The 24868-nt window shown below is 44.5% G+C and carries 25 protein-coding genes and 2 pseudogenes; 6 read left to right on the top strand and 21 right to left on the bottom strand.

All coding sequences use genetic code 11. The annotated features are described in order from the left end of the window. Positions 1-301: 301 nt before the first annotated feature. Entirely contained in the window at positions 302-1048 is a 747-nt protein-coding gene (locus Q1A70_RS08475; protein ID WP_299688993.1) for an EAL domain-containing protein, read from the top strand. Positions 1049-1249: 201 nt separating this feature from the next. On the opposite strand, the gene Q1A70_RS08470 is transcribed toward Q1A70_RS08475, so the two are convergent. From Q1A70_RS08470 to nrdD, 5 genes are all read right to left on the bottom strand, one after another. Next, entirely contained in the window at positions 1250-2857 is a 1608-nt protein-coding gene (locus Q1A70_RS08470) for an ABC-F family ATPase (protein ID WP_299688991.1), read from the bottom strand. Between the two features lie 435 nt (positions 2858-3292). Beyond that, the gene (locus Q1A70_RS08465) at positions 3293-4015 is read right to left on the bottom strand and encodes a RimK/LysX family protein (RefSeq protein WP_299688989.1); all 723 of its coding nucleotides are present in this window, start codon (positions 4013-4015) and stop codon (positions 3293-3295) included. Positions 4016-4026: 11 nt separating this feature from the next. Then, positions 4027-5211, bottom strand: a complete 1185-nt coding sequence (locus Q1A70_RS08460) for an amino acid aminotransferase (RefSeq protein ID WP_299688987.1) — start codon at positions 5209-5211, stop codon at positions 4027-4029. Positions 5212-5474: 263 nt separating this feature from the next. Next, positions 5475-5942: an anaerobic ribonucleoside-triphosphate reductase-activating protein gene (nrdG, locus tag Q1A70_RS08455; protein WP_299688985.1), complete on the bottom strand. Its 468-nt coding sequence runs from the start codon at positions 5940-5942 to the stop codon at positions 5475-5477. Between the two features lie 157 nt (positions 5943-6099). Next, the gene (gene nrdD, locus Q1A70_RS08450) at positions 6100-8220 is read right to left on the bottom strand and encodes an anaerobic ribonucleoside-triphosphate reductase (RefSeq protein ID WP_299688983.1); all 2121 of its coding nucleotides are present in this window, start codon (positions 8218-8220) and stop codon (positions 6100-6102) included. A gap of 303 nt (positions 8221-8523) precedes the next feature. Here nrdD and Q1A70_RS08445 point away from each other — a divergent pair, with 303 nt between their 5' ends. Then, on the top strand, positions 8524-9402 hold the full coding sequence (locus tag Q1A70_RS08445; RefSeq protein ID WP_299688981.1) for an endonuclease/exonuclease/phosphatase family protein: 879 nt from the start codon (positions 8524-8526) through the stop codon (positions 9400-9402). Between the two features lie 161 nt (positions 9403-9563). Here Q1A70_RS08445 and Q1A70_RS08440 read toward each other — a convergent pair whose 3' ends face one another. The 5 genes from Q1A70_RS08440 to Q1A70_RS08420 form a co-directional block, all read right to left on the bottom strand. After that, entirely contained in the window at positions 9564-9995 is a 432-nt protein-coding gene (locus Q1A70_RS08440) for a YeeE/YedE family protein (protein WP_299688980.1), read from the bottom strand. Next, entirely contained in the window at positions 9995-10465 is a 471-nt protein-coding gene (locus Q1A70_RS08435; protein WP_299688978.1) for a YeeE/YedE family protein, read from the bottom strand. The genes Q1A70_RS08440 and Q1A70_RS08435 overlap by 1 nt, the downstream gene beginning before the upstream one ends. 255 nt (positions 10466-10720) lie before the next feature. Further along, entirely contained in the window at positions 10721-11326 is a 606-nt protein-coding gene (locus Q1A70_RS08430) for a hypothetical protein (protein ID WP_299688976.1), read from the bottom strand. A gap of 182 nt (positions 11327-11508) precedes the next feature. Then, on the bottom strand, positions 11509-11973 hold the full coding sequence (locus Q1A70_RS08425; RefSeq protein ID WP_299689013.1) for a GNAT family N-acetyltransferase: 465 nt from the start codon (positions 11971-11973) through the stop codon (positions 11509-11511). Between the two features lie 22 nt (positions 11974-11995). Continuing rightward, positions 11996-13093, bottom strand: coding sequence for a ketoacyl-ACP synthase III (locus Q1A70_RS08420; protein ID WP_299689010.1), 1098 nt, complete (start codon positions 13091-13093; stop codon positions 11996-11998). A gap of 122 nt (positions 13094-13215) precedes the next feature. On the opposite strand from Q1A70_RS08420, the gene trxC reads away from it, so the two are divergent. After that, entirely contained in the window at positions 13216-13650 is a 435-nt protein-coding gene (trxC, locus tag Q1A70_RS08415) for a thioredoxin TrxC (protein ID WP_299688974.1), read from the top strand. A 70-nt stretch (positions 13651-13720) separates the two neighbouring features. Here trxC and Q1A70_RS08410 read toward each other — a convergent pair whose 3' ends face one another. After that, positions 13721-14614: an AraC family transcriptional regulator gene (locus Q1A70_RS08410; protein ID WP_299688972.1), complete on the bottom strand. Its 894-nt coding sequence runs from the start codon at positions 14612-14614 to the stop codon at positions 13721-13723. Between the two features lie 50 nt (positions 14615-14664). Between Q1A70_RS08410 and Q1A70_RS08405 the strand changes: the two genes are divergently transcribed. Beyond that, positions 14665-16062: an MATE family efflux transporter gene (locus tag Q1A70_RS08405; protein WP_299688970.1), complete on the top strand. Its 1398-nt coding sequence runs from the start codon at positions 14665-14667 to the stop codon at positions 16060-16062. 110 nt (positions 16063-16172) lie between these two features. Here the strand turns inward: Q1A70_RS08405 and Q1A70_RS08400 are convergent, their stop codons facing one another. Continuing rightward, positions 16173-16583 (bottom strand): nitrous oxide-stimulated promoter family protein, encoded by a 411-nt coding sequence (locus tag Q1A70_RS08400; protein WP_299688968.1) that lies wholly within the window; start codon positions 16581-16583, stop codon positions 16173-16175. A gap of 264 nt (positions 16584-16847) precedes the next feature. Between Q1A70_RS08400 and Q1A70_RS08395 the strand changes: the two genes are divergently transcribed. Then, positions 16848-17078: a DUF2986 domain-containing protein gene (locus tag Q1A70_RS08395; protein ID WP_299688965.1), complete on the top strand. Its 231-nt coding sequence runs from the start codon at positions 16848-16850 to the stop codon at positions 17076-17078. Positions 17079-17224: 146 nt separating this feature from the next. On the opposite strand, the gene Q1A70_RS08390 is transcribed toward Q1A70_RS08395, so the two are convergent. The 9 genes and pseudogenes from Q1A70_RS08390 to Q1A70_RS08350 form a co-directional block, all read right to left on the bottom strand. Then, the gene (locus Q1A70_RS08390) at positions 17225-18151 is read right to left on the bottom strand and encodes an ABC transporter substrate-binding protein (RefSeq protein ID WP_299688962.1); all 927 of its coding nucleotides are present in this window, start codon (positions 18149-18151) and stop codon (positions 17225-17227) included. A 2-nt stretch (positions 18152-18153) separates the two neighbouring features. Beyond that, a pseudogene (locus Q1A70_RS08385) lies at positions 18154-19028 on the bottom strand (metal ABC transporter permease). Beyond that, positions 19028-19762 carry a metal ABC transporter ATP-binding protein gene (locus Q1A70_RS08380; protein WP_299688959.1) on the bottom strand — a complete coding sequence of 245 codons (735 nt, stop codon included), beginning with the start codon at positions 19760-19762 and terminating at the stop codon, positions 19028-19030. The pseudogene Q1A70_RS08385 and the gene Q1A70_RS08380 overlap by 1 nt, the downstream one beginning before the upstream one ends. Continuing rightward, positions 19762-20698, bottom strand: a pseudogene (locus tag Q1A70_RS08375) (zinc ABC transporter substrate-binding protein). The gene Q1A70_RS08380 and the pseudogene Q1A70_RS08375 overlap by 1 nt, the downstream one beginning before the upstream one ends. A 67-nt stretch (positions 20699-20765) precedes the next feature. Beyond that, complete coding sequence (locus tag Q1A70_RS08370; RefSeq protein WP_299688956.1) at positions 20766-21398, bottom strand: hypothetical protein; 633 nt, start codon at positions 21396-21398, stop codon at positions 20766-20768. Continuing rightward, on the bottom strand, positions 21395-21724 hold the full coding sequence (locus tag Q1A70_RS08365) for a hypothetical protein (protein WP_299688953.1): 330 nt from the start codon (positions 21722-21724) through the stop codon (positions 21395-21397). The genes Q1A70_RS08370 and Q1A70_RS08365 overlap by 4 nt, the downstream gene beginning before the upstream one ends. Positions 21725-21831: 107 nt before the next feature. Continuing rightward, positions 21832-22668 (bottom strand): DUF4198 domain-containing protein, encoded by an 837-nt coding sequence (locus Q1A70_RS08360; RefSeq protein WP_299689008.1) that lies wholly within the window; start codon positions 22666-22668, stop codon positions 21832-21834. Between the two features lie 123 nt (positions 22669-22791). After that, a complete protein-coding gene (locus Q1A70_RS08355; protein ID WP_299688950.1) occupies positions 22792-23310 on the bottom strand; it encodes a DUF2271 domain-containing protein in 519 nt (172 codons plus the stop codon). A gap of 146 nt (positions 23311-23456) precedes the next feature. Then, positions 23457-24086 carry a PepSY-associated TM helix domain-containing protein gene (locus tag Q1A70_RS08350; protein ID WP_299688948.1) on the bottom strand — a complete coding sequence of 210 codons (630 nt, stop codon included), beginning with the start codon at positions 24084-24086 and terminating at the stop codon, positions 23457-23459. Positions 24087-24520: 434 nt separating this feature from the next. Between Q1A70_RS08350 and Q1A70_RS08345 the strand changes: the two genes are divergently transcribed. Beyond that, complete coding sequence (locus tag Q1A70_RS08345) at positions 24521-24841, top strand: hypothetical protein (protein WP_299688946.1); 321 nt, start codon at positions 24521-24523, stop codon at positions 24839-24841. Positions 24842-24868: the final 27 nt, after the last annotated feature.

The raw sequence follows: 24868 nt of genomic DNA, 5'->3' as shown, positions 1-24868 counted from the left end.
TACCTTGCATTAGCTTACCTAGGTACAAAAGCACTGTTCAGCCATTTAGTTTGCAACAAGCCCTAGTGAACAATAATTAATTTACCTGACTAATATCAATGTTAATGCTGATTTTTGGTTAAAAATATCCATTTAAGTATTGCGGCCACAAATGAGTTTATTATTAATTGACAATTTAATTACACATGTCAATATCATGACAGCTAAGACAGGTATGTCCGTCAATTAATAAGCCCTTACTACGACTATGATTTTATCAAACAGAAGTGAATTTCTTAGCTGTATATCCATGGATGTCGATATGCAGTTTATTGCTAAATATAAAAACCTAACATTAAGAAGTGTCTATCAACCTATTTTCGATGCATCTATGACTCAAATAGGGGTCGAGGCTTTGGTTCGTATTTCGAATAGCAAAGGTGACATGATTCGCCCGGATAACTTCTTTCATTCCCAACAAACCTCATGCACTGATAAAGTCAATGTAGAGCGACTGAGCCGCGCCATTCACATCCGTAACTTTGCTCAATCGACCGTCCGTCATCTTCAACTTTTTCTAAACATTCTGCCAAAGGTTGGCGAGCAATTTGCCACTGAAAACATCAATGAGAGCTTGCTGGCTCAACGCCTTAATGAACTCAACCTTTCATGTGAGCAGATCGTAATGGAGCTCGTTGAACTGAGCGTGGATAGTAAAGAAAAACTCAAGCTTGCTGCAACGTCGCTTTCCGGTAAAGGCTTCCAAATTGCGGTTGATGATTTCGGCACCCATGCTTCAACAGAAAGGCGTGTACTTCATATCACTCCAGATATCATTAAAGTCGATCGATCCGTTATGCTCAAATTTGAAAATGGCGATACGCAAGATATGGATCTCGCGATGTCACTCGCCCAATCTATACTCGCCAAAACGGTGATTGAAGGTATCGAGACGCAGCAGCAACTCGAACAGATGCAGACTCTGGGTTTTGATATGTTTCAGGGCTACCACCTCGCGATGCCTCAACCCATTGAAGTCGACCTACAATTAGCAGTGGAATCCGCTTAACGCTTTGAATCGAAAAGTTTATCCATAGATCGGTTCTATTTAAGATTAACTGCTATTAAAAATCACAAGCGATTAAACATAAAAACCCCCAAGCAAACCAATGCTTGGGGGTTTTTGGTATTAACTCAATTTTTGGTGTTAACTCAATCTTAGTTATTTATCACTGAGCTAGCGATATATAACGAGCTCAGCGATACACTTTTATAGGTTAACCATCAACATCTTTTTCTGATGATCAAGGTACTCTTCATAGGTTCCTTGGAAGCTCACTAGCTGCTGGTCTTTCACATCAATGATGTGGGTTGCCAGTGAAGATACGAACTCACGGTCATGGCTAACAAAAATAAGCGTACCTGTGTAAATCTTCAATGCATCATTCAGGGCTTGGATCGCTTCCATGTCCATGTGGTTGGTTGGTTCGTCCATAACCAGTACGTTGACGTCTTGCATCATTAGCTTGCCAAACAACAAGCGGTTCTTTTCACCACCAGAACAGTTGCGCGCTTTCTTATTGGCATCGTCAGCAGTAAACAATAGACGACCAAGAATGCCACGAACCATTAGGTCATCGTGCTTCACTGTGCGCCATTGTGAGATCCAGTCAAAGATGCTCAGATCGTTATCAAAGTCCGCCGTACTATCTTGTGGGCAGTAACCTACCGATGCGTTTTCAGACCATTTAACGATACCTTGGTTCTGCTCTAGCTCTTGAACAAGGCAACGCAGCAGTGTAGTTTTACCGACACCGTTCTCACCGATAACGGCAAGACGTGTGCCCGCTTCCAGCAGCAAATTACCACCAGCGAACAGTGTTTCGCCATCAAAGCCGTGACCAAGCTCTTTTAGCTCCAGCGCTTGGCGGTGCAACTTCTTGCCTTCACCAAAATCAATCGATGGGCTCATGCGGCTTGATGATTTAACTTCATCAAGCGAGATCTTATCCATCTTCTTCGCACGAGAACTGGCTTGTTTCGCTTTGGATGCATTTGCCCCAAAACGGTTAACGAAATCTTGCAGCTCGCTAATTTCAGCCGCTTTCTTCGCGTTACTTGCGAGAAGCTGTTCACGGATCAAACCCGATGCTTCTAGGAAGTACTCATAGTTACCCGGGTATACACGTAGCTCACCGTAGTCGATATCGGCCATGTGCGTACACACAGAGTTTAGGAAGTGTCTGTCGTGCGAGATGATGATCATGGTACATTTACGCTGGTTTAGCTCTTCAGCAAGCCAGTTGATCGTGTGAATGTCCAAGTTGTTGGTCGGTTCATCAAGAAGCAGGATTTCTGGGTTAGCAAATAGCGCTTGCGCCAAGAGCACACGCAGCTTCCAGCCTGGTGCCACTTGCTGCATCAAACCGAAGTGATACTCTTCTTCGATACCAGCTTGGATCAAGATATCACCGGCACGGCTTTCTGCTGTGTAGCCGTCCATTTCAGCAAATTCACTTTCAAGCTCCGCAACCTTCATACCATCGTCTTCGCTCATCTCTGGCAAAGAGTAAATACGGTCACGCTCTTGCTTCACTTCCCACAGTTTTTTGTCACCCATGATCACAACATCGATAACGCTGTATTGCTCAAAAGCGAACTGATCTTGGCTCAAAACACCCAGTTTCTCTCCTGGGGTAATGGAAACGTTGCCTGAACTTGGGGCTAAGGCGCCACTTAGAATTTTCATGAACGTTGATTTGCCGCAACCATTGGCACCGATCAAACCATAGCGGTTGCCGTTACCAAATTTAGCAGAGATGTTTTCAAACAGCGGCTCTGCGCCAAATTGCATTGTGATGTTCGCGGTAGATATCAAAGAACTAATTCCTAAGCGTGGACTGATAGATAATGATTAGGTGGATTGAATGACCTAAATTAAGAAATACGAATGTATGGATTAACCATAAAACGAAGCGCGGATTATATAGAGATCGGGATCACATTGTCGAGGTTAAACAGTGAACAAATCGCGAACAATGTAAAATTAGCTCTATTTGGTTGGTTATTAGAGCAATCTTGCTAATTAAGGCAACATTGCTGAAGGGAGCAGCATCAGTGATTAGAGCAATCACAGCACGTCACGGCTCAAGAGTCGTAGCCAATAAAAATCCCCACCAGTTAAACTAGCAGGGACTCTGGTATCAAAAACAGAAGCGTTTAATACGATAAGCAGTACTCATTCAAATCAAGTCAAATGAGTACCAATAAGCACTAAATTATTACCAATAAACGCTAAATTGCTACAAATAATCTATTTGGTGATTTTCGGTTGAATGTACTTTTGGCTTACATCGACAATAGCAATATCTCTAAAGAAACTTCTCCCCAGTAGCAGCGGGAAAGCAAGGTGCGTTCTGTCTGCTAGCGTAAACTCGGTTTTATCTTTTAGATCTCCGATTTGGATATTCGCGACAACCACCGCTCTTCGTTGTTCCTCTTCAGAGCTCGATTGCTTAATATTAACCCAACGCTCTACTGGTAGGCTGATTTCTTTGGTCTCGATACCGTCGTGTTTGATCTTGAATTTGACCCACTCTTTACCGTCACGTTCAAAATCGACAATATCAATCGCACTGATTGAAGAGGTTGTTGCGCCAGTATCGACGCGAGCTTTAAACGTGTCTTCCAAACCCGGTACAAATACCCACTCTTCTCCACCAAGGATCAGTTTGCCATCACTTGTCTGAGTGACTTTTGCAGCGGGTTTTTCGACCGGTGCCGGCTGCACTTCTGGTTCAGCGGGTTTCACTTCTGGCTCTGTTGGCTTCACCTCAGTCGGATTTTCTACCGGTTCCTTAACAACATCTTCTTTAACAGCGTCTTCTTTAGTGACGTCAGTTTTAGGCGAATCATCGACAACGGGTTGCTCGACCTGAGGCTTCGGAGCAGGTTCAACAGGGGCTTGAGTCGTGGTTGAACACGCAAACAGGCCGCCACTTAACATTAGGGTTATAATCGCTTTCCAATTATACATTCCGTCACCTTTTATTTTGATACGTTGGCTATCGCTTGGGCTACGTAAGGAATATGAGATTCCGAAAGGCCTGCAATGTTAATGCGTCCATCACCAACACCGTAGATCCCATACTCTTCACGTAATTGATTCATTTGGGTTTCTTTAAAGCCTAGTACAGTAAACATACCTTTATGGCTTTCAATGAAATCAAATTGTGACGTGTTATAAGTATTTCGCAATTCATCACATAAGCTTTGGCGAAGTTTCAGCAAACGTTGCTGCATTTGACTCAGCTCTTGCTTCCAGGTCGTGGTGAGATCTTGGCTCTGAAGAATGGTCTTAACCAAAGCAGCACCATGATCAGGCGGCATAGTGTAAGTTGAACGAGCAAGCGTCAGAAGCTTACCTTTGGCATTGGCAACGTGTTCGCTGTTCTTGCCAATCACAATCGCTGCCCCCGTTCTTTCACGGTATAGACCGAAGTTTTTCGAGCAAGAGGTTGTAATCAACATCTCCTCGACGTTGTTAGCCATATGTTGAAGACCTTTTGCGTCCTCTTCTAGGCCATCACCAAAGCCTTGGTAGGCAATATCAACAAACGGTAAGAAACCATTTTTCTGCGATAACTTGGTGATTGCTTGCCACGCCTCAAAATCGATATCAGCACCCGTTGGGTTATGGCAACAACCATGAAGTAATACAACGTCTGATGGCCCAGCTTTTGATAGGTCATCCAACATTCTTGTCGTATCAACTTGCTTGGTTTCAGGGCTGAAATACTGGTAGTAACGAACTTTTAAGCCTGCGGCTTCCATAACGGGTTTATGGTTAACGTAGCTTGGGTTTGAGATCCAAACGGTGGTGTCTGGTTGAGACACTTTCATTAAATCGCCAAGCATACGAAGTGCACCGCTCGCGCCCGGTGTTTGAATCGCTGCAACGCGATCCATAGCTGACGTGCCTTTAAGCAGCAACTCAACCATGCTCTGATTAAACTCTTCACAGCCAGCTAGGCCAACATAGGCTTTGGTTTTCTGCGTTTCAACCACAATATCTTGAGCCATTGAAACGGCTTTCATGATAGGGGTTTCGCCTTGGTCGTTCTTATAAACGCCAATGCCTAAGTCGACTTTGTTAGTACGAGTATCGCCACGGTAGGCAACGGAAAGAGATAGAATAGGATCTAATGTTGGTTTTGGTAGATGTGAAAACATGAAACTCACAACCCTTTGAAATTCAAGTAATGAACTCAACTTATCATTTTATTTACAATTTAAGAAATAGAATTTCATCATAGTGCGGATTTTTAGGCGATCCCCCTAGTTGAAGCCTGTGCACCCTGCAGTTCGCGACTCCAGAGCCTTAAAAATTCAAGTGAATGTTGAATCTAGAGAGCTATACAACAAAAAAGCCTCAGTGCTGAGGCTGAGACTAATCATGTGCTTGGTGATGGACAAGATGCGTTTGTCCTACCCCATCACAATTGGAATCGGTGAATAATCTGATTTGAGCTACCACGCCAATCTAACATGGGATCCGCTTTATCCTGCTCAAAACGACCATCGATTAAAGTATCAACGTATTCCAGCACTTGTTTCTGTTTGTCATCCAGCTCATCAAGTTCGTAGCCAGTCCACAGCCAAATATCCTTGCCTTCACATTCTGCTTTAACACGCTGAACGAGCTTAAGCACTTCAGACACATTGGCAGGATGCAAAGGGTCACCACCAGACAACGATAAACCTCGGCGCTTGATTCGCGGATCATTGAGATCGGCGATGATGTGGTCTTGTAGCTCTTGAGTAAATAAGTGCCCTGAATCCAATCTTTGCGTCGACTGGTTATAACACCCACGGCACTGATGTACACAACCCGACACAAACAATGTGCAGCGTGTACCGGGGCCGTTTACTACGTCAATCGGGTGATATTGGTGATAATTCATAGGGCAGTATTGATAACTCGTTATTGCTTAATGTTTGATACTGAAGCCGGTTCTTTATAAAAGCCTAGCCGTTAGTGATTTGTGTTTTGCTCAACCAAACAATGGGTACCGACACTCAGTTCGATGCCCATTTTGTTTATGCTGACCTTTCAGTCACCTAAAGGTGCTTAACGCGACGTTTCACTTCTTCTTGCTTACCGAAGTTAAATGGTCGAGCATCTGGGCTACCAAGGTAACCACAAACGCGGCGTGTTACCGATACCTTAGTCGAGTCATGGTTACCACACTTAGGACAAGTAAAACCTTTGCTAGTACAGTCAAACTCACCGGTGTAACCACACTCGTAACACTCATCGATCGGCGTATTGGTTCCGTAATAAGGGACACGTGTATAACTGTAATCCCATACGTTTTCTAGTGCTTCAATGTTCTTCTGCATGTTCGGGAATTCACCGTAGCAGATGAAGCCACCGCTAGAGATATCAGGATAAGGCATCTCAAAATCAATCTTGTCGTATGGGTTCACTTTCTTCTGAACGTCTAGGTGGAAGCTATTGGTGTAGTAACCACGGTCTGTTACCCCCTCAATCACACCAAACTCTTTAGTATCGATGCTGCAGAAGCGACTACATAAGTTTTCACTTGGTGTCGCGTACAAGCTGAATGCGTAGCCCGTCTCTTTAGTCCAAGATTCCACTTCGCGCTTCATGTACTCGACTAACTCAAGCGCTTTAGTTCGCATTTCAACATCGTCGTAGAGGTGAACGTCAGTACCGTACAGTGCTGTCATGGCTTCGTGGATGCCAATATAGCCTAGAGAAACCGATGCACGACCGTTCTTGAAGATATCTGCGATTGAATCGTCCGCTTTCAAGCGTACACCACAAGCCCCTTCCATATATAGGATAGGTGCAACACGTGCTTTCACGTTTTCGAGACGTGAAATACGTGTCTCTAGGGCACGACGAGCCAATTTTAGTTTTTCATCAAGCAGTTCGTAGAACTTCGCCATATCACGCTGTGCATTGATCGCAATACGTGGCAAGTTCAGGCTAACCACACCTAAGTTATTACGGCCTTCATGGATAAGCTCACCATTTTCTTCATAAGTATTCAAGAAGCTACGGCAACCCATCGGCGTTTTGAATGATCCGGTCACTTCAACAACTTTGTCGTAGTTAAGGATGTCTGGGTACATGCGCTTAGAAGCACACTCAAGTGCTAATTGCTTGATGTCGTAGTTTGGATCTTGCTTCTGGTGGTTAAGGCCATCTTTAATCGCGAACACCAATTTAGGGAATACCGCTGTTTTACGATTCTTACCTAGACCAGCAATGCGGTTTTTTAAGATAGACTGCTGAATCAACTTAGAGCCCCAGCTGTCACCTAGACCAAAACCAAAGGTAACGAATGGTGTTTGACCATTAGCCGTGTGCAGCGTGTTGACTTCGTACTCCAAAGACTGGAATGCGTCGTAACATTCTTTTTCGGTACGTGAGATAGCAAACGCTTCAGGGTTATGAATATCCCACTCTTTTGCAAGCGCGAAATGCTTCTCATAGCTCGCCATCACGTAAGGTTCCAACACTTCATCAATGCGGTTGATCGTGGTGCCACCATAAATGTGGCTCGCGACTTGCGCGATAATCTGTGCAGTAACGGCTGTCGCGGTAGAGATCGACTTCGGTGTGTCGATTTCAGCATTACCCATCTTAAAGCCATGCGTTAACATGCCTTTCAGATCAATAAGCATACAGTTAAACATTGGGAAGAACGGTGCGTAGTCAAGATCGTGGTAATGAATGTCACCACTTTCATGAGCCTGCACGATATCACGCGGCAATATGTGCGTTTTCGCATAGTGCTTAGCGACGATGCCCGCAAGCAAGTCACGCTGAGTTGGGATCACTTTGCCATCTTTATTGGCATTCTCATTGATAAGATCAACATTGCTTTCTTCGATCAAGCCTTCGATTTCACGCGTTAACGCACTTTGCTTCTCACGAGCGATGTCACGGTCATGACGATATTCAATGTAAGCACGAGCCAGTGACTTGTATGGGCCCTGCATAAGCTCGTTCTCGACCATGGTCTGAATTTCAGAGATATGAACTTCATCGTAGTCTTCTAGCTTCAATTCCACTGCCAATGCCACATTCAGGGCATAAATAGCAATTTCCTTATCGGCTTTGTCTGATGCGGCTTCCACTGCAGATTGAATGCGATCTCTACTGAATGGAGCTCTTGAGCCATCACGCTTGATTACGATTGATTTCACCACTTCTCCTTACTCTTAAGGTATTCACAGGTTTATCCACAAACACACTATATAGAGCGACTTTTCGTTTAACTGACACTAGATATTGTGGCGTATTTAACGAGAACCACCAATTCCAAGTGTTGATTTGGATCAATAAAATGCGCACGCTGACTAAGATCAATTCAATATTATTACTCTAGTTCTCAAGACAAAAAGAAACAATGTAACAATAAAAAAACTGCTAAAAACAGTTGAATTTTTGGTAAGTGTTGTAGGATAACGGCTCAACCATATCGACAAACAAAATTAGGGATAGATCGGATGAAACGACTTCAAAAGTGGATGATATTGAGCTTGTTGATCAGTAGCCATGCATTTGCTGAACCTTTGAGCATATCCAGTTGGAATATCGAATGGTTATCCACCAACGAGGCTGTGAATAAATTTTCTTCCAAACGTAACCAAAGCGACTTCGATATGCTGCAAAGGTATTTTCAATCGTTAGATGCCGATGTGGTCGCTTTTCAAGAGGTCGATAGTGTTAAAGCGATGCAACGTGTCGTGGGCCATCAATACAAGATATTGATGTCTGACCGAGCGCTACCCGAAAACAACCATCACCAATTCCCGCAAGTCAACCAATACACAGGGTTTGCGGTACGTAGAGGCATTGCGTTCACCGACTACGCGGACTTTCCCTTAGAAACGAGTGCGAACAGCAAGCTAAGGTTCGCAAGCTATATCGTTGTAGAAACCAATACCAAGCCGATTCATATGCTATCGGTTCATTTAAAGGCGGGATGCAGCGGTGCGTATAAATCGAATCGAGACTGTTCAAGGCTTAAAGAGCAAGCTCAACAGCTTAATCAGTGGATACAGCAAAGAGAACGCAGCGATCAGGACTACATCATACTGGGTGACTTCAACCATAACCTCGCCTATTCAAGAGATTGGATGTGGCAAGACTTAACACAAAATACCGATGCTCAGTTGGCAACAAGAAAAACCCGATCAGATTGCAAGGTACGCTCAAACCGGCACAACCATCGTACACACCAGTTCCGTTCGGTAATTGATCATATTGTGGTGAGCGAATCACTCAACACATCACCGCCCAAACAGCAGGTGTTTGAAACGCAAGATGTACTGGATTATAAACTCAGCGATCATTGCCCTGTATCAACGACCATCAAACAGTAGGTCTTAAATCAAACAATCGGTCTTAGATAAAGGCAGATTCTAGATAACTTCAGACAATAGAAAAGAGTCGATATAGAAAGAGGCTGACTGGCTTTTACTTAAAGCGAGTCAACCTCTCCAATAGTCATATCAAGCCTATCTGATGAGCGATAAGTCGATGGCTAGCAGGTTTTACTGGTGCGACCGGCAAGCCACATCCCCACCACCATGCTCACCATAAACAGCCATATGGTAGGGTTGCCACCACTTAGGCTAGTAACCACAGGACCCGGACAAAAGCCAGCTATCCCCCAACCTAGACCAAAGACTGCTGAACCTAAAATAAGCTTTCGGTCTATCAGCGGGTTATTACTGCTATCCAATGACTCACCATTAATCGCTTTCGCGCGCTTTTTTATCACGAGATGGTAGAAAGGCGCAAACACCAATAACGCACCGCCCATCACAAATGCTAAGCTCACGTCCCAGTTGCCTGTAATGTCTAAAAAGCCAAGTACTTTATTCGGATCGACCATACCGGAGATGATCATACCCGAGCCAAAAAGAAGACCACCTACCAATCCAATAACAACAGTAAATACAGCGTTTTTCATTATGCCCCCAAGCCAATAAAGTGCTTGAGCAAGACAGTTGCCATTGCCCCTCCCATAAACACACAAGTCGCGATAATTGAGCGCTTAGATAAACGCGCCATACCCACAATACCATGACCACTGGTACAGCCATTGGCCATCTTGGTGCCAAAGCCCACCAGCAGCCCAGCAATAATGACCAGTGCAAGATTCATCTCCTCTAATTGAGGTAATTGGTAACCCGTTGGGATCAGTAACCAGCTACTTGCGACCATTCCCACAACAAACGCCAATCGCCAATGCTTTTCAACGTCGGGCTCTGAGCCTTGGCTATCCGTTTTGTTTTCACTGTTATTTGAAGCTAACGGCAATAGTCGGCTAACGATGCCGCTGATCCCCACCACGCGCCCGATCCCCAACATCAGAACAATCGCCGATATGCCTAACAGCATGCCGCCAAAAAATGCATCCCAAGGTATAAAATTAATCACTGAGCTCTCCCATAACAGATTGTCTATTGATTCAGCGTTCTCATTTTAAATTAGAGTTTACTAATAAATGTAATTTAGTCAATACTAATATAATGTCCTTGGGATCGCATTTGTTGTCTGTTACGTGCTTTACTTCTTTTATGCAAAACTTATTCGATAAACTTTATTCGCTTTAACGCGTACTGAAAACTCGCTTAACCTAGTATTGAGTAAGATAGTGGAAATCATCTAACTCTGAATGCAAAACTAATGGACTTAGTCATCACTTTTATTTGGCTTAAAATAGTTTCGAACAGAATTTTTTAAAGGCTTCAATTTGGTTAGGTTATTTCTCAACCATAACAGTTTTTTGAATAGTTCGGATTCACTTGTTGTTAATTCTTGTGGCTGATGGGCCATTATCAAGCGCAACAGATTGTATTGGTTAACTTTTAGTGCAGCGTACCAAATTGGAGAGTAACGAAAACCTCTGAAGGATACTCTCTCAAAGTCAACCATACCCAAGTTACCATCTTCATCAACAATAAAATCACGTAACGGCATTGCATGACGGGAAATACCGTTTGCATTTAATTCATGCACTAACTTTCTCAATTGATAAACCTGTGATTCAGTGAGTGTCTCAGGCCGTTTCCCGCTGAGTCTCGACATGACAATTTGTAATAAATCGTCATTACACTCAGAAACTTGTGGGAAGCCCTTTTTTTCGAGTAGAAGATTGAGTGCTCTCTTTTCTCTTGTATACCGTTGTTGTGAGTTGCGACCTTTCTTGAAAGTTTTTATAACAACATCATCATGAATTTCAACACGCATTTTTGACGTTTCGTAAACGCCATCAATTACCACTTTACTTGATAACAAAGCAGATCTCCCCAAAAAATATCAACTGACTTAAAGGTTACTACCTTATAAATTCAGTTAATAATCTCTTAAGTAGGATACCGTCCTCTGTATTGGTTATTCTAAAGCCCTTACATAAACTGAACCTTAAGCATTAAGTCCAGCGTAATCCCATCTAACGTAATGTTTTCTTTAGTCAGCGATCAGATACGATCGCCAACATTGCGCGCTATCATTAACACTTCATCGGCGGAGTATAAGTTTGAAATCGTGGTCTCGACTTCAGCGCCTAATGCCGACATATACAGCTGTTGTGCAAAATTGTCCGCTCTGGTCGTCACTAACACATGTTTGAGTACTGAACCTTGCTCTGCTAACTGCTTCTTTATTTGCGGAAGAGAGTCAAGGATCAGATTTTTTCCCACCCCTTTTCCCTGAGCACTTGGTAACACAGCAAGTTGCTCTAACTCCAACACGGCTTCGGGTCTAAACCCGCTTTTCTGTACCCAGGTGATATAACCTACGATTTCACCCTCACTTTCTGCCACATAGTTCAGAAAACGCGGTGATGCATTAAAGTTACGTTGTAACCATAGCCTTGAGTTCTTCTGCCGAACAAAAGTTGCTTGATGGACCAAAGGCGCTCCATCGAGATCGGCTTCCGTCATAGCACGAACTTTCATCATGTCGCTATTTTATCTCTGAATTTGGACGCGTTTTACAGTGTAAAATGGCCCTTTCTAAAAGCTCTAAAGCCGATTGATCTACATCCGGTAGCCGAGCATCAGATTGACCGAGAGGTTCAACCCGCTTACCCCATTTTATATGACCTGCACCCCACGTTAATCCCGCACCAAATGCCGCAACAAGGATGTTGGCATTAGGCTTAATAAAACCTTGTTCTAGCGATTCACACAGGGCAATGGGGACGGTGGCTGCCGATGTATTACCGTAATCTTGAATGTTCACAAACGCTTTTTCGCGCTCGATTCCTGCCATATCACACAGGGTTTGAATAATTCGAATATTGGCTTGATGTGGAATGACAACATCAATGTTGTCGGTTGAAATACCAGTGCGGCTCAACACAGTGTGCGCCGCTGCACCCATACCTTTCACCGCGCGCTTGAAGATCTCTTTACCAACGAAATCAAAATCCCAGTAACCGTTATCTGCAGCAAAGCGGTCCATAGAAGTACCAAATTTAGGTACGGCGAGAATGTCACGCCCTTTCGCATCACAACCAATCTGGGCTTCTTGTAAACCAACCTGCTCTTCAGTACGTGAGAGAACCACTGCACCCGCACCATCACCGAAAAGAACAGCGGTGTCACGTTTAGTCCAATCGATAAAGAATGACAAGCGCTCTGCCCCAACAACGATCGCATTACGGTAGTTGCCCGCTTGAATCAATCGGGTTGCCGTTTCTACACCATAAATAAAACCTGTACACGCCGCATTAAGATCAAACGCCGCAGCACTCTTAATGCCTAAATTTTCTTGAACCTTAGATGCAGTATTCGGAATAAGAGAATCTGGACTACACGTGGCTATGATCACCAGATCTATGTCTTCAGCAGTTAGGCCAGCGCACGCCATGGCATGTTTCGCGGCAACCGTCCCAAGTTCGGAGGTATTCACATGGCTGATGCGGCGATTCTTGATTCCAGTACGGGTTTGAATCCATTCATCGGATGTGTCAATAAAAGTACTTAGATCATCATTAGACAGTACGGCTGGTGGTAGACACTTTCCCCAACCCGTTATCTCAGCATAAAATTTTGTCATCATTTACCTGTTTATTGTTTGTTTTTATTTAAGTATCTTATCTTTGTTTTAAACAGTATAAGCGCTCGGCGCTCGATCCGTAAATCGTGTAAGACGCAGAGTCTTAATAAAAAGAGAAAGTCATGTCAACATTCAACACACGCTGCCCTTCTTGTCATGGGGTAAACCGAGTTCCTTCACAACGAATTTCAGAAAACCCAACCTGTGGCAAGTGTAAAGCGGCATTGCTCGATGGTGCTCCTATTGAAGGCACCACACTTAATTTCCAGTCAATTTTAAACAGCTCACAACCTGTGGTTGTCGATTTCTGGGCAACATGGTGTAACCCATGCGTGGGCTTCGCACCTGTGTTCAGCGATGTAGCAAAAGAGCGTTCAGGGGATGTGCGATTCGTAAAGATTGATACCGAAGCTCAACAACAACTTGCGGCTATGTACCAAATCAGAAGTATTCCTACTGTGATGGTATTTAAAAATGGTAAACGTATCGACACGATTAACGGTGCTTTACCAAAATCTCAATTTGATCAATGGCTTAATCAAGCTCTTCTCAAGTAGCTATCTGTTTTGGTCATCAGCTCTGATCCAAAAGCGTCAAACTTTGGTCAAATAGAGACAAGCACTGCCTTTATTTTGCGAATCGGTCGTTTTTTCTGTATTGGCTGGGTGACAGACCGAAATGCTTTTTGAATCGATGCGAGAAGTTATAGGGATCTTTGTAGCCTAAGCGATTCGCTATCATGGACACCGACCAATCTTGGGATTTCAACAAGCTGGTCGCTTTGTCCATTCTAAGCTGGATCAATTTACTTCGGGGAGAGACATTAAACAGAGATTTGGTCACTCGATTTAGCTGCTCTTCGCTGATAAACACTCGTTCAGCCATGCCTGCTACTGTCCACGCTAAATGCAGACTGCTTTCGATTTCGTTGTATAACGCCTGAACACGTGCCGTGGTGCTAGTCGATTTAGGTTCAAACCCTGTTAACGTGCGAATGATTTCACTCATCAGTAGTTTTCGATAACTGGCCCTGCCGCCAATTTCAAAGTGAACCAAGTTCATTAGTGACCAGATTTGTTCGCACTCGCTAAAAGGGACAATGCTCTGACCCAAGCTCGCGATATGTTGCCACTGTGGGGTATCAGGCGTCAGCATCCACGCCATTTTCCAATAGTTGTATTGAGGATCTAATTCAAAGCGAAATGGGGTTCCAGCAGGAAGAACCACCAGCGTGTATGGCGTAATCGCTTGTACTGAGGTTGCGGTGGTTAGGATTCCGCCCCCTTCTTGTGTAAAAATCAACGTATGAACATTTACAGATTCACGTTCAACCCAATACGCGTCATGCAGCTTTGCCATACCGCCCATGTAGACACCACAGTTTTTCATTTCCGGGATATCTTCAACGGTCAAAAAACGTTCTTTACATTGTTCCGCGAGAAAAACATCATCTTGCCACGTTGATTTTGGTCTCAATGAATCAATGACGGATTTGCACAGGTTTTGTTGTTTTTTAAACATGTTGTTACTTCGCTCAAATCACTATAGTTCTGCCATAAATCGGAGAGCTTATGACAACTAACATCAACCCTAACTCATCTATGAATAACAAGCCAGAGAGCATCTTACTTCGTATTGTTAAACTTGGTTTGCCTGTTGCTTTGCAAAGTGCGCTGGTTGCTATTCTTGCCCTTGCTGACGTATTAATGGTCAGTGACTTCGGTATGGAAGCAGCTGCCGCTGTGGGAATTGCATCAAAATGGCACTTCGTTGCTATTATGATTATGGCAGGGTTGGCCTCAGCAAACGGAACATTAGTCGCTCAATATTGGGGAAAGAACGACCGCAAAAGCGCGCGCACAGTATCGTCTATCGCGATGGTATTTGGCTTAAAAGTTCTGCTGCCTGTGACTGCAATCATCACTCTTGGTTCTCAGTTTTTAATGATGTTGCAAACCAGCGATCAAGCCGTGATTGAACTTGGCGCAACTTACCTTTGGTATGGATTCCCTGTTCTGCTGCTGACTCATATTGTCGTCGTGGTAGAAGCAAGCATGCGCTCATCAGGTGACACCGTAACTCCGTTATTGCTTGGTGCGGTGACGATTGCCCTTAACATCGCACTTAACTTCGTACTCATTAAAGGTGCCTTCGGTATTCCAGCAATGGGTGTTGCAGGTGCGGCATTGGCAACAACTTTGGCGCGCTTGATTCAAGTGGGCTTGATGTATGGCTACATGCGTATGCGTAAACATTGGTTATTGACCACGCCTAGCTCACCACATCGTCCGTCATTGTGGTTGTCTTACCGTCGTATTGCTTTGCCACTCACCATGAATGCCGTGTTATGGGCAATGGGTACCATGGCGTACCAAATGATCTTCGGTCACATGGGCACAACGGAACTTGCCGTGTTCTCTATGCTCGCGCCGTTTGAGTCGTTGTGTTACTCGATTTTCTTTGGTATTTCGGTGGCATGTTCAGTGTTGCTTGGTCATTCATTAGGCCGTGATGAGTTTGATGACGCAATGAGTATGGGGCTGACCTTCATTAAAGCCGTCGTTGGATTTGGCGCGGTTGTTGGATTGCTACTGTTTATGGGCAAAGAGCATGCTCTTACATGGCTTAACCTTTCTGCAGATGCACTCTACCCACTCGCTTCACCTGCAATGACCATTATGTGTTTTGCTGTGGTGATTCGTATGCTGAATATGGTGATCATCAACGGTATTATTCGCGCTGGTGGCGATAATGCGTTCTGCCTGCGTATGGATTTCATCGCGATGTGGATGGTCGGTATTCCAGTATGTGTTTACGGCGCGTTTGTCGCTGGATGGGATTTCAAATACATCTATGGTTTGATGTTGGTAGAAGAAGTGGTGAAACTGGCAATTTGTTCACACCGTTATTTGAGCAGACGCTGGATCAACAACTTAACCGTGACCTATGAAGAGCCACAGGCGGCTTAAGTTACAGTGACCTAGCTAAATTCAAGCTTAGATAGAAACATACCTACATCAAAAAAGGTCTGAGAAATCAGACCTTTTTCGTTTGTTTAGTAATTACTTTAAAGTGCCAGTTATTTCTTATTCATGCGGATATGTCGATTCGACACATTTGGCAGTAGCTTTTCAGGTACTTTTCTTTTTTCATGAATGATATGCCGAATCGCTAAAATAGGATGTTTAAGTAACATTCTTGGTCCCGCATAGCGCATCACTACACGCATTTGCTCTTTCGGGTCAGGTTTATAGCAATGAATCGGACACTGATTACAGGTCGGTTTTGCTTCGCCATAAGGGCACCTATCCAATCGTGTTTTGGCATAACGCAACAGTTGCTCACACTCTTCACATAACGCGTTATTCTGACGAACTTCTCTGTGGTGATCTTTGCAATAGATGTGCACCATCGCAATAACGGTTTTGTACTCCATTGCAAGCTCGCCTTGTAGAATATAGTCTTGCGGAGTGTCATTATATTGGAACATGATTAATTACCCAGATAAACCCGTTGGAAAGTAACGTACGACAGTAAGTCATGCACTGGTCTCAATAATGCTTTAACGTAATACCGCGATAACGCAATTATGTAGCAATACGAGACTGGTCACATCTTACCAGAGGCGTTGATTACCATAGGATGATTGATATCAGTATTTTGATATTTCCCGACTAATGCCATTCAAATATTGAGTTCTAGGCCTAAAATGATTATCCTCCACCGCCTAAACTAAATACAAGGCTATGCATCAATGAACCGTAAGAAGAAAATCAATCAAATTCTAAAAAAGAAGCAGAAACAAGCGAATTCAAAAATGCATAGTAGTAACAAGCCTCGCTACATTTCTAAAGCTGAACGCGCAAAAATGGAAGCGGAAGAGCAAGCAAAAGCGGCTCAAGAGCAAACAGAAGGCGCTGCTGAAATGAACGTCGATAGTCAAGAAACGGCAGTTGAATCTGAGCAAAAGCCAACAGCTGAGTAAGCACTTTACTCTATATCTCTTTGGCCAAAGACTCCGCCCAGAGCCAACGGACAAGCACTAAAAAGCAGCCTAAATAGAGGCTGCTTTTTTGATCGCGCTATTTATTCTCTCGCGAGTTAGTCCGTCAAAACGCTACCTCTTAAACGCTAACCCTTAAACGGCCTCACTTCCCAGCGTGTAAACGGCGTTTGTGTGGTAATGCCTGAACTTCCCCAACGGTCAACGGAATCGACCACGAGGATTCGGTCGTTAGGCACTAAAGACTTAATCAAATTGCTTGGCTTTTTCGCGGTCACTAACCATAGTACGTCATCTTGTAAAAAGATTGCTTTAAGTTTGGCTTTGTCTTGCTCTGTCCATTCCAGTTCCGCTTTAAACATCCGTGCTTCAACAAACAGTTGACTACCAGAAGCAAAGTCTTCCAAGCTTTGTGAAAGCAACAAAACAGAATCAACTTCGTTATCCAATAAAACCGCTTGTTGCTGGCTAATCAGTTCACGTACCTGCAATGTGACACGTTGCAGGTTGCTATCGATAGTGTCAGCATGTGCTGGCCACAATCGTTTAAAGTCATCAACGACAATGGCTGCCATGCGCGTTAAGTTGGTTGGGTTTAACCACGCGTATTTAGACACCTCACCATTGGCTAAAGTCAGCGCCGCCACGCCTTGCGCACGCGGTGTGATCGCTTGCGCTGCGTCAACCTCAACCAATCGGACGTTGCCTTGCCGAGCGTAAATAAAGGTTGGATCATCTTGCCAGATGGGCGACAAGGTTACGGCTACCGTCGCCTTTTGACCCGACTTCAACACCTTTCCTGCACCTTTAGTGGCAAACCAATTCGGCAGCCTACCAATACCGTAGCGTTTTGGAGGTAGGTACTCTGTTGTAATGTCGGTGCCTTGGGTTAGCTCTGTCGCCAATGCATAAGTCACGGGTGTACTGGTGAGGATATCCTCAGCATGGGTATTAACAGACACCATTGAGCCACCTAGCAACAACATACTGCCAAATGCACTCATTTGAATCGTTGCTTTGACTGAACTTAAGAGACGATGGATTAAACAAGTCATGACTATGCCTTTTTTACAATTCTATATAGCGTTGCCGCAAGGAAAAATGTCGCAGAAACGATGATGATTGAAGCACCCGATGGCACGGGCAATTTGAGCTCCATAGGCAGTATTGTGCCAACTAAGCAGGCGATGGTTGCCAACAGTGCAGACAATAAAACAAAGCTGCCCATTCGCTTGGTCAGCAATCGAGCCGTCGCCCCTGGGATCAGCAACAATGCTCCAACCAAAACCGCTCCGACAATCTTCACCGCAGCTATCGTCACTAAAGTGATCATCATGACGAACAAGTAGTCGTAGAAGCAGGTGTTATACCCACGCACTTTGGCAATATCAGGGCTGATACAAGTTAGAAGAATACGATTGAATGTTGGTATCAAGAATAAAATGATCAATGCACAACTGACTGCGAGAATCGCTAAGTCTTGGTCGGTCACGGTGAGAATCGAGCCAAACAGGACGTTTTCCAGCATGTGGATATTGATCTTACGTGCGACGTACATCAGCAATACCGCACCGACCGCTAACGCCAGCGCAAGAAAAACACCGACCAAGGTATCGTATGGCACATTAGTTCTGTTTCTTACAAAATGAAGAAGCAGCGCGAAGATCATACAAAAGCTAAACAGGCCAATAATTGGGTTTTCTGGCGGCTCACCAAGCAACACACCAATGGCAATACCGGTTAGCGCCGCGTGACCGACCGCTTCGGAGAAAAATGCCAAACGCTTGGCAATCACTAAGGTGCCAAGCCCACCTAATAATGGGCCAAGCAATAGAGCGGCGCCAAGGCATTGACCATGAAGGCATACATGAAACTGTCGGATAACCAGCCCGCCTCAACTCCACTGAGAGCAAGGTGTCGTAACCATTCCATTACGCTACCTCCTTCGATTGAGCCAAGGTAGCACCGCTGCTGTAATGCTGGAATAATCGCTCGATTTTACTTGGATGCAGCACTTGCTGATGAGGGCCGCTTTCAACCAACAATCGATTGACAACGTGTACGTTTGCGTCGAGTCGACGTACGGCGGTGACATCATGATGAACCGCAACAATGGTACGGCCTTCATCGACACATTCACCAATCAGCGATTCAAGATAACGAACGCCCTGCTCGTCCATACCTGTGGTGGGTTCGTCCAACACCAATAAACTTGGGTTATCCAATAAAGCTTGAGCAAACAGCACGCGTTGCTGTTCACCACCTGATAACTGCCCCATACGACGGTCGCTACGAGTCGCCATCCCCACGCGATCAAGTTGTGCTAATGCCAGATCCAACTGCTTGGATTTACGACGCCAAAATAGCGGAGTTCGAGTTTGGTTAAGCAGAACGAAGTCCATCACCGTTAGAGGTAAGCTCGACTCGAACGCCGCTTTTTGCGGAACATACCCAATACTTGGCTTATCTGGCCACTGAATATTGATTTGACCTGAAAACGGAGTAAGACCAAGCACCGAGCGCAACAGCGATGTTTTACCACCACCATTTGGTCCCATGATCACATGACACTGACCAGCTTGAAGCTCAAGTGAGATATCATCAAGGATAACGTTATTGCCGTATTGCAGACCAAGTTGATGGATTGAAATCGATGGGCCTAGCATTATGCATTCCCGCTTTGAGCTTGATTATCCGCAGCAAATTTCATCGCTTCAATCAAGGTTTCTAGGTTGCTCTTCATCTCAACTTCAACTTTGTCGTCTTGATATTCACCGTGCGTCATGTGTGAAAAACGGTAAAGCTGTACGCCAGTTTCCGCTTCAATGGTATCGACGAAACGGTTTGGCATGTTCAGCTCGTAAAACAGCACATCAATGTCTGAGGCGCGGATCTTTTCTATCGTTTCTTTTAACTGGCTAGCACTTGGCTCGACACCGTGTGCAGGCTCAATCACTGCTGCTACATCAACGCCGAACTCTTGCAGAATATAACCATACGCGTTATGAGTAGTCGCGACCTTCATGCCTGATGTATCAAGCTCGCCAAGTGACAACATCGCGTCACGCTTCATAAAGCGAAATTGCTTAGCGTATTGACGGGCATTTTTACGATAATAAACCGCGTTATCTGGGTCGAGCTTCGAGACTTCGCTCGCGATGGTGTACACCATTTTGAATGGTTGTAGAAAGCCCTACAAAGGTATGCGGGTTAACGGCACCTTGACCAACAGACTGACCTAACGCAGGCAGCAAAGGCACATCTTTGTTGGCCTTTATCACAACTAAATCATTACGTTGTGCTGCTGAAATCACTTTGAGTGCAAAGTCGTCATGGCCAATGCCGTTGACCACAATAGCGTCCATTTGGCTCAATCGCTTCAAGTCATTCGGCTGTGGTAAATAGTTGTGCGGATTAAAACCTGCATCCACTAAAGGCAGAATATTGACTTTATCACCGACCACGGCTTTTACGTAGCTGTAGTAAGGTTGGAGGGTGATACCTATCGTCAACTTATCGCTGTCAATCTTATATTCTTTTGCCAATGCAATGGGTGCCAATAACACCGCTAATAAGGACATCAACAGAGTCATAATTCGCATAGTAAATCTCTTATTATTTGTGAGCATTTTTGTAAGCCGGATTGTTTCTACGTTTAAGCCAGATAGTTTAATGATAAGAGGCAGCATGCTGGTCAACGACTTCTGACTCGTTCACCACCAGCTTCCAGCCTGCTGATGCCAATGTATTCTCATCAAAATGAGCGGGGGGGTTGGCAAAACCATCCAAGAAAACCCAGATTTCAGGAGAGACGCTGTTCGCGTTCAAAATAAAGGAACCCGCAAAGCTATGTTTATTTACTGGAGCATACTCGCTTGATGTAGCAAATTCACTTGGTGCAGCATGTTCATTTGATATCGAAGGTTCATTTGGTATCGCAAAATAGTAACCACGCTCGTCCAATCGCCAAACATGAGAGCCTTTGCGTTTCCAGCTTGGGTCTTCAACAAATGGGGCGACCCATTGATTTTTTAGTGATGTGACACTTGGCCACTCGCCCTCTGAATCGATACGCAGATCACGAATTTCTTCATGAGCTAAACGCAGCTCTGATAGCATCGCCAAGTTCTCTTGTTTGATATCCGTGACCAATACTTGGTGATCAAGGAGGACTTCAATCTTGGATTCGGCTTGATGAAATGGGATGGCAACGGTGGCAAAACAGAGGATAAAGACAATGATCAGCCCGACCCATTTCCCTTCTCTGCCACCCGTGTCTGCGTGTACACCTTGGATTATCATTTTTCACTTATCTCAACAACATCGACCTCAACCGGAAACTCGTGGCCTGAATCAAACACAAGGTAAAAGTCAGTATCAGGGTTAGCAAATTCAACAATAGATCGCTTATCAGTCATCTCTTTTACAATCAAGTTATCGTCGTAGTCGTACATATCAACCGCATAATCGACCGCTTTGCTCCCATCGGAGTAACCAGCTTCACAGGCCACCGTTTGCCCTTCAAACCAGCAGCTCATCAATGGGAAATGAGCATGCGCAGGTAGCGCAGCGAAACCCAGCGCCAAGCAGGGAGTCAATATCGAATTGAATTTTGTTTTTATCTTCATGATCAGAACCTAGCCACAATGCTTATTCGCAGTCATCAACTGAGCGATAAAGGACTCAAATGAGCCCTCGTGTTGTTAATAAATCAGGGAACTTCCGATAAAACCAATTACTGAAGCAGCGCTTCAAATGTCAGGTGAACGCTCGACATTGCTTTGTCTGCCAACGAGTTATCAACCAGCTCACCTTTGTGACTCGCCTTCATCACATAACGACCTGCAACATCTGGCGTGAAAGTAATTTCGCCATTGTCATCACTCACCACATCAATTTGTTCTTGGTGGTTACGGTAAAGCGTACCATCACGGGTGATGTCAACTTTGACACCCTTTTGAATCTCACCGTTATAGAAGAACTGGAACGTGGCCGGTTCGCCTTCGATGATGTCTGAAGGGTGCGTAATTGGCTTCATTTCAAGGAGTTTACCGTCAATCTTGAATGCAGAATCCGATGGTTTACCTACTGTGATGTAGCTTTCCACTCGGCTAAAGCTCAATAACGTGATTACGTCACGAGATTCGTTTGGCAGCAGAGCATCGCGCTCCGCCTTGTTTGCTCTAAGGCGTTTCATGGTGTCACGAGGGCCTGCTTTATATTGTGTGAAATAAGACGGTACGCCATTGACCGTCACTTTGTGCGTGCCTTCGTCTTCAAAGAAGAAATCGAACATGGAACGGCGCTTGCCGCGAACAACAAAGTTTGGATGTTCACTACGACCATCTGGCATGATCACTTTTGCATTTTCGCTGCCCGCGGGTTTATCAAACACGAACGTACCGTGAGATGCAGTCACGTCGAACGTTAGCCAATCACCGCCTTCTTTAGAAACGGTAAAGTGAGAAGGCAATACCCAGCGAGGGTGAGCGTGTGCCGTTGTGGTTGCCGATAGGCCGAATGCCATGACACTCGTCAGTACTAGCGCCTTGATTTTTTTCTGTTTCATTATGGTCAATTCCATTATTTATCATTGTTTATCGCGCTGCTCAATCCAAGCCTACGATAGCAACCGCCGGGGCTTTCCTTACTTGCAAATCACCCTCACGATTCATTGTATTACTACTTGCGTTACCTATTTAACGATGTAGCTCAGCGTGATTTCACCCGTCTCTTCAGTTGCCGCTAACTCATAAGTGGCATTGGCATCCGTAAGTGATACTTTTTGACGAAGGTAATTTCGACCACCGTGTTCACGCACTACCTCAATATGAACGGTGTATTCACCCTGTTCTAGAGTTTGGCCATCATCACTCTTACCATCCCAAACAAAACGATACTGACCCGCAGGGCGCGTCGCTGAAGTCACTGCATCGACCAGCTCACGATCGTAACGTCCGACCTTGCGCCACCAACTACGGAGATCTTTCAGCCATTCGTCTTTACCGACCCAGAGTTCGATGGTTCTTACCGATTCTCTTTCGCTATTTTCAACCCATACCGCCACATAAGGACGCGCATACATAGAGGTCTCAATTTTCGCTAGCTCAAAGCTCACATCCAGCTTTGCCGTCTCAGGAAGCGGCTGCGCCATCCCGAGGCTTGGTAACAGAGATAAAGCAATAATCGCCTTACTCCAGTTCATTTTTTTCATATTTAGCAACCCTTAAAATCTGCTTAACAAGTCGTAGAATTTGCTTGGCAAGCCTTTAGAAATGCTAAAAGCCTTTAAATCCATTTATCCTTTATTCCACTTCACGCTGATCCGACCGTGCTCGTCAGCGAATATTGAAGAAAAGGTTAAGGTACAGCGACAAAATAGATAGTCAGTGAAATCACCGAGCCAATTACCGTCCATTGACTGGAGGTATTGAGTGTCTTTTTCTTGGGTAAGAGCAAGCAGACGCCGGTAAGGACAAAGAAGATCATCAGTAGCGCAGTGACATCAAGAAACCACTTCCAAACGTCACCGCTATTGCGTCCTTTATGTAGATCGTTCAATAACGCGATGATGCCGTAATGGGTTGTCTCTACTTCTACTGTCTCAGAGGTGACATCGACAAACACCGAGGCGTTATAACCTGGGCCTTTAAAGTCCATCGACACTTCACCGATCAGCAACTCGCCTTCTTCTATCTCGGCATAAATGTCTAATCCAGAGGGCACTCCGGAAAGGTTAGCCTCATCGAAAAGAAACATCTCAAAAGCGGCTTCATCCGCTGTTAAACGGCCGTCTTGGATCATAAATACATGGCTAGGAAGCGTTAACATCAAGTGTTGGATCTTGGGCTGACCTGATTCAAATAGCTCAGGGCGATTTAGGGTGATGCCTGTCACTGAGAAAAAAAGAACAACGAACAGAAGTGCCATTGAAATATAAATATGAAGTCGACGAGCCCAAGACTGAACCACCCTACTTTTTAACAACATACAAACCAATACCTAAGAATTTCATGGCTGGTAATTTAGTTGATAATCATTCGTATTGGCATTCAATTTACATTGTTTACGTTTGCTGAACGGTATCGGGAAATTTACATAACATTACAAGGGAAGTTGTCGAACTGAATGCATATTCTTGCTAACGTGTACCAGAAGCAATTGATAATAAATTCAAATGTCAAAGATAATCAAGCTTACATTGACCGCCTCAATCTAAGAGAGGTGTGGCGGCATGAGACGACATACTGTAGACAAGTGCGCTTTTACTTTAAGGTACTCAAGTCGAGGCGGTTTGTGGCGGGATAATTTTCTTGACCTGAATGAAGTGATGGTTTCTTCGGTTAACGCCGTGTTCTCAAGGAGAGAACTAACAACTGCAACAACTGATTTGAAGATGGCTTACCGGCTTAAAAGGATTTTAAATGCGTATTATCATATTGGCTTTTGTCGTGCTAGCAATAGGCTGTAGCAACAAAATAGCGGGCACTGAAGAGAGAATTCAAGGGTATGTCGGCTCTGATATCACTGACGCACAAGCGTTTTATTTAACCGAGCGCTCACGTCCTATCAGTTTTTGGGCGTCTCGAAACTATGCTTGGATTGAGAGCAAGAAAGTATTAGACAATGGCGATATCTTACATGCCTTTAAAAATCCTTATCGTGACTGCACCATTAACTGGGTGACCGACCAAACTGGCATTATTCTAAGTGCAACGCCTAGTGGATCGATGTGTAGCCCCTAGCGGAGAGTATTCTATAACCCCTTAATC

This window comes from uncultured Vibrio sp. (assembly GCF_947488985.1).
Classification (GTDB): domain Bacteria; phylum Pseudomonadota; class Gammaproteobacteria; order Enterobacterales; family Vibrionaceae; genus Vibrio.
Note: the sequence above shows the minus strand (reverse complement) of the source record. Positions and strands in the feature narration are given on the sequence as shown.

Bases quoted from the DNA above. Each gene is read 5' to 3' on its own strand.
- Q1A70_RS08475 (WP_299688993.1), top strand. From the start codon at position 302: ATGCAGTTTATTGCTAAATATAAAAACCTAACATTAAGAAGTGTCTAT.
- Q1A70_RS08465 (WP_299688989.1), bottom strand. From the start codon at position 4,015: ATGTATAATTGGAAAGCGATTATAACCCTAATGTTAAGTGGCGGCCTG.
- Q1A70_RS08460 (WP_299688987.1), bottom strand. From the start codon at position 5,211: ATGTTTTCACATCTACCAAAACCAACATTAGATCCTATTCTATCTCTT.
- nrdG (WP_299688985.1), bottom strand. From the start codon at position 5,942: ATGAATTATCACCAATATCACCCGATTGACGTAGTAAACGGCCCCGGT.
- Q1A70_RS08445 (WP_299688981.1), top strand. From the start codon at position 8,524: ATGAAACGACTTCAAAAGTGGATGATATTGAGCTTGTTGATCAGTAGC.
- Q1A70_RS08440 (WP_299688980.1), bottom strand. From the start codon at position 9,995: ATGAAAAACGCTGTATTTACTGTTGTTATTGGATTGGTAGGTGGTCTT.
- Q1A70_RS08425 (WP_299689013.1), bottom strand. From the start codon at position 11,973: ATGACGGAAGCCGATCTCGATGGAGCGCCTTTGGTCCATCAAGCAACT.
- Q1A70_RS08420 (WP_299689010.1), bottom strand. From the start codon at position 13,093: ATGACAAAATTTTATGCTGAGATAACGGGTTGGGGAAAGTGTCTACCA.
- trxC (WP_299688974.1), top strand. From the start codon at position 13,216: ATGTCAACATTCAACACACGCTGCCCTTCTTGTCATGGGGTAAACCGA.
- Q1A70_RS08410 (WP_299688972.1), bottom strand. From the start codon at position 14,614: ATGTTTAAAAAACAACAAAACCTGTGCAAATCCGTCATTGATTCATTG.
- Q1A70_RS08405 (WP_299688970.1), top strand. From the start codon at position 14,665: ATGACAACTAACATCAACCCTAACTCATCTATGAATAACAAGCCAGAG.
- Q1A70_RS08400 (WP_299688968.1), bottom strand. From the start codon at position 16,583: ATGTTCCAATATAATGACACTCCGCAAGACTATATTCTACAAGGCGAG.
- Q1A70_RS08395 (WP_299688965.1), top strand. From the start codon at position 16,848: ATGAACCGTAAGAAGAAAATCAATCAAATTCTAAAAAAGAAGCAGAAA.
- Q1A70_RS08390 (WP_299688962.1), bottom strand. From the start codon at position 18,151: ATGACTTGTTTAATCCATCGTCTCTTAAGTTCAGTCAAAGCAACGATT.
- Q1A70_RS08380 (WP_299688959.1), bottom strand. From the start codon at position 19,762: ATGCTAGGCCCATCGATTTCAATCCATCAACTTGGTCTGCAATACGGC.
- Q1A70_RS08370 (WP_299688956.1), bottom strand. From the start codon at position 21,398: ATGATAATCCAAGGTGTACACGCAGACACGGGTGGCAGAGAAGGGAAA.
- Q1A70_RS08365 (WP_299688953.1), bottom strand. From the start codon at position 21,724: ATGAAGATAAAAACAAAATTCAATTCGATATTGACTCCCTGCTTGGCG.
- Q1A70_RS08355 (WP_299688950.1), bottom strand. From the start codon at position 23,310: ATGAAAAAAATGAACTGGAGTAAGGCGATTATTGCTTTATCTCTGTTA.
- Q1A70_RS08350 (WP_299688948.1), bottom strand. From the start codon at position 24,086: ATGTTGTTAAAAAGTAGGGTGGTTCAGTCTTGGGCTCGTCGACTTCAT.
- Q1A70_RS08345 (WP_299688946.1), top strand. From the start codon at position 24,521: ATGCGTATTATCATATTGGCTTTTGTCGTGCTAGCAATAGGCTGTAGC.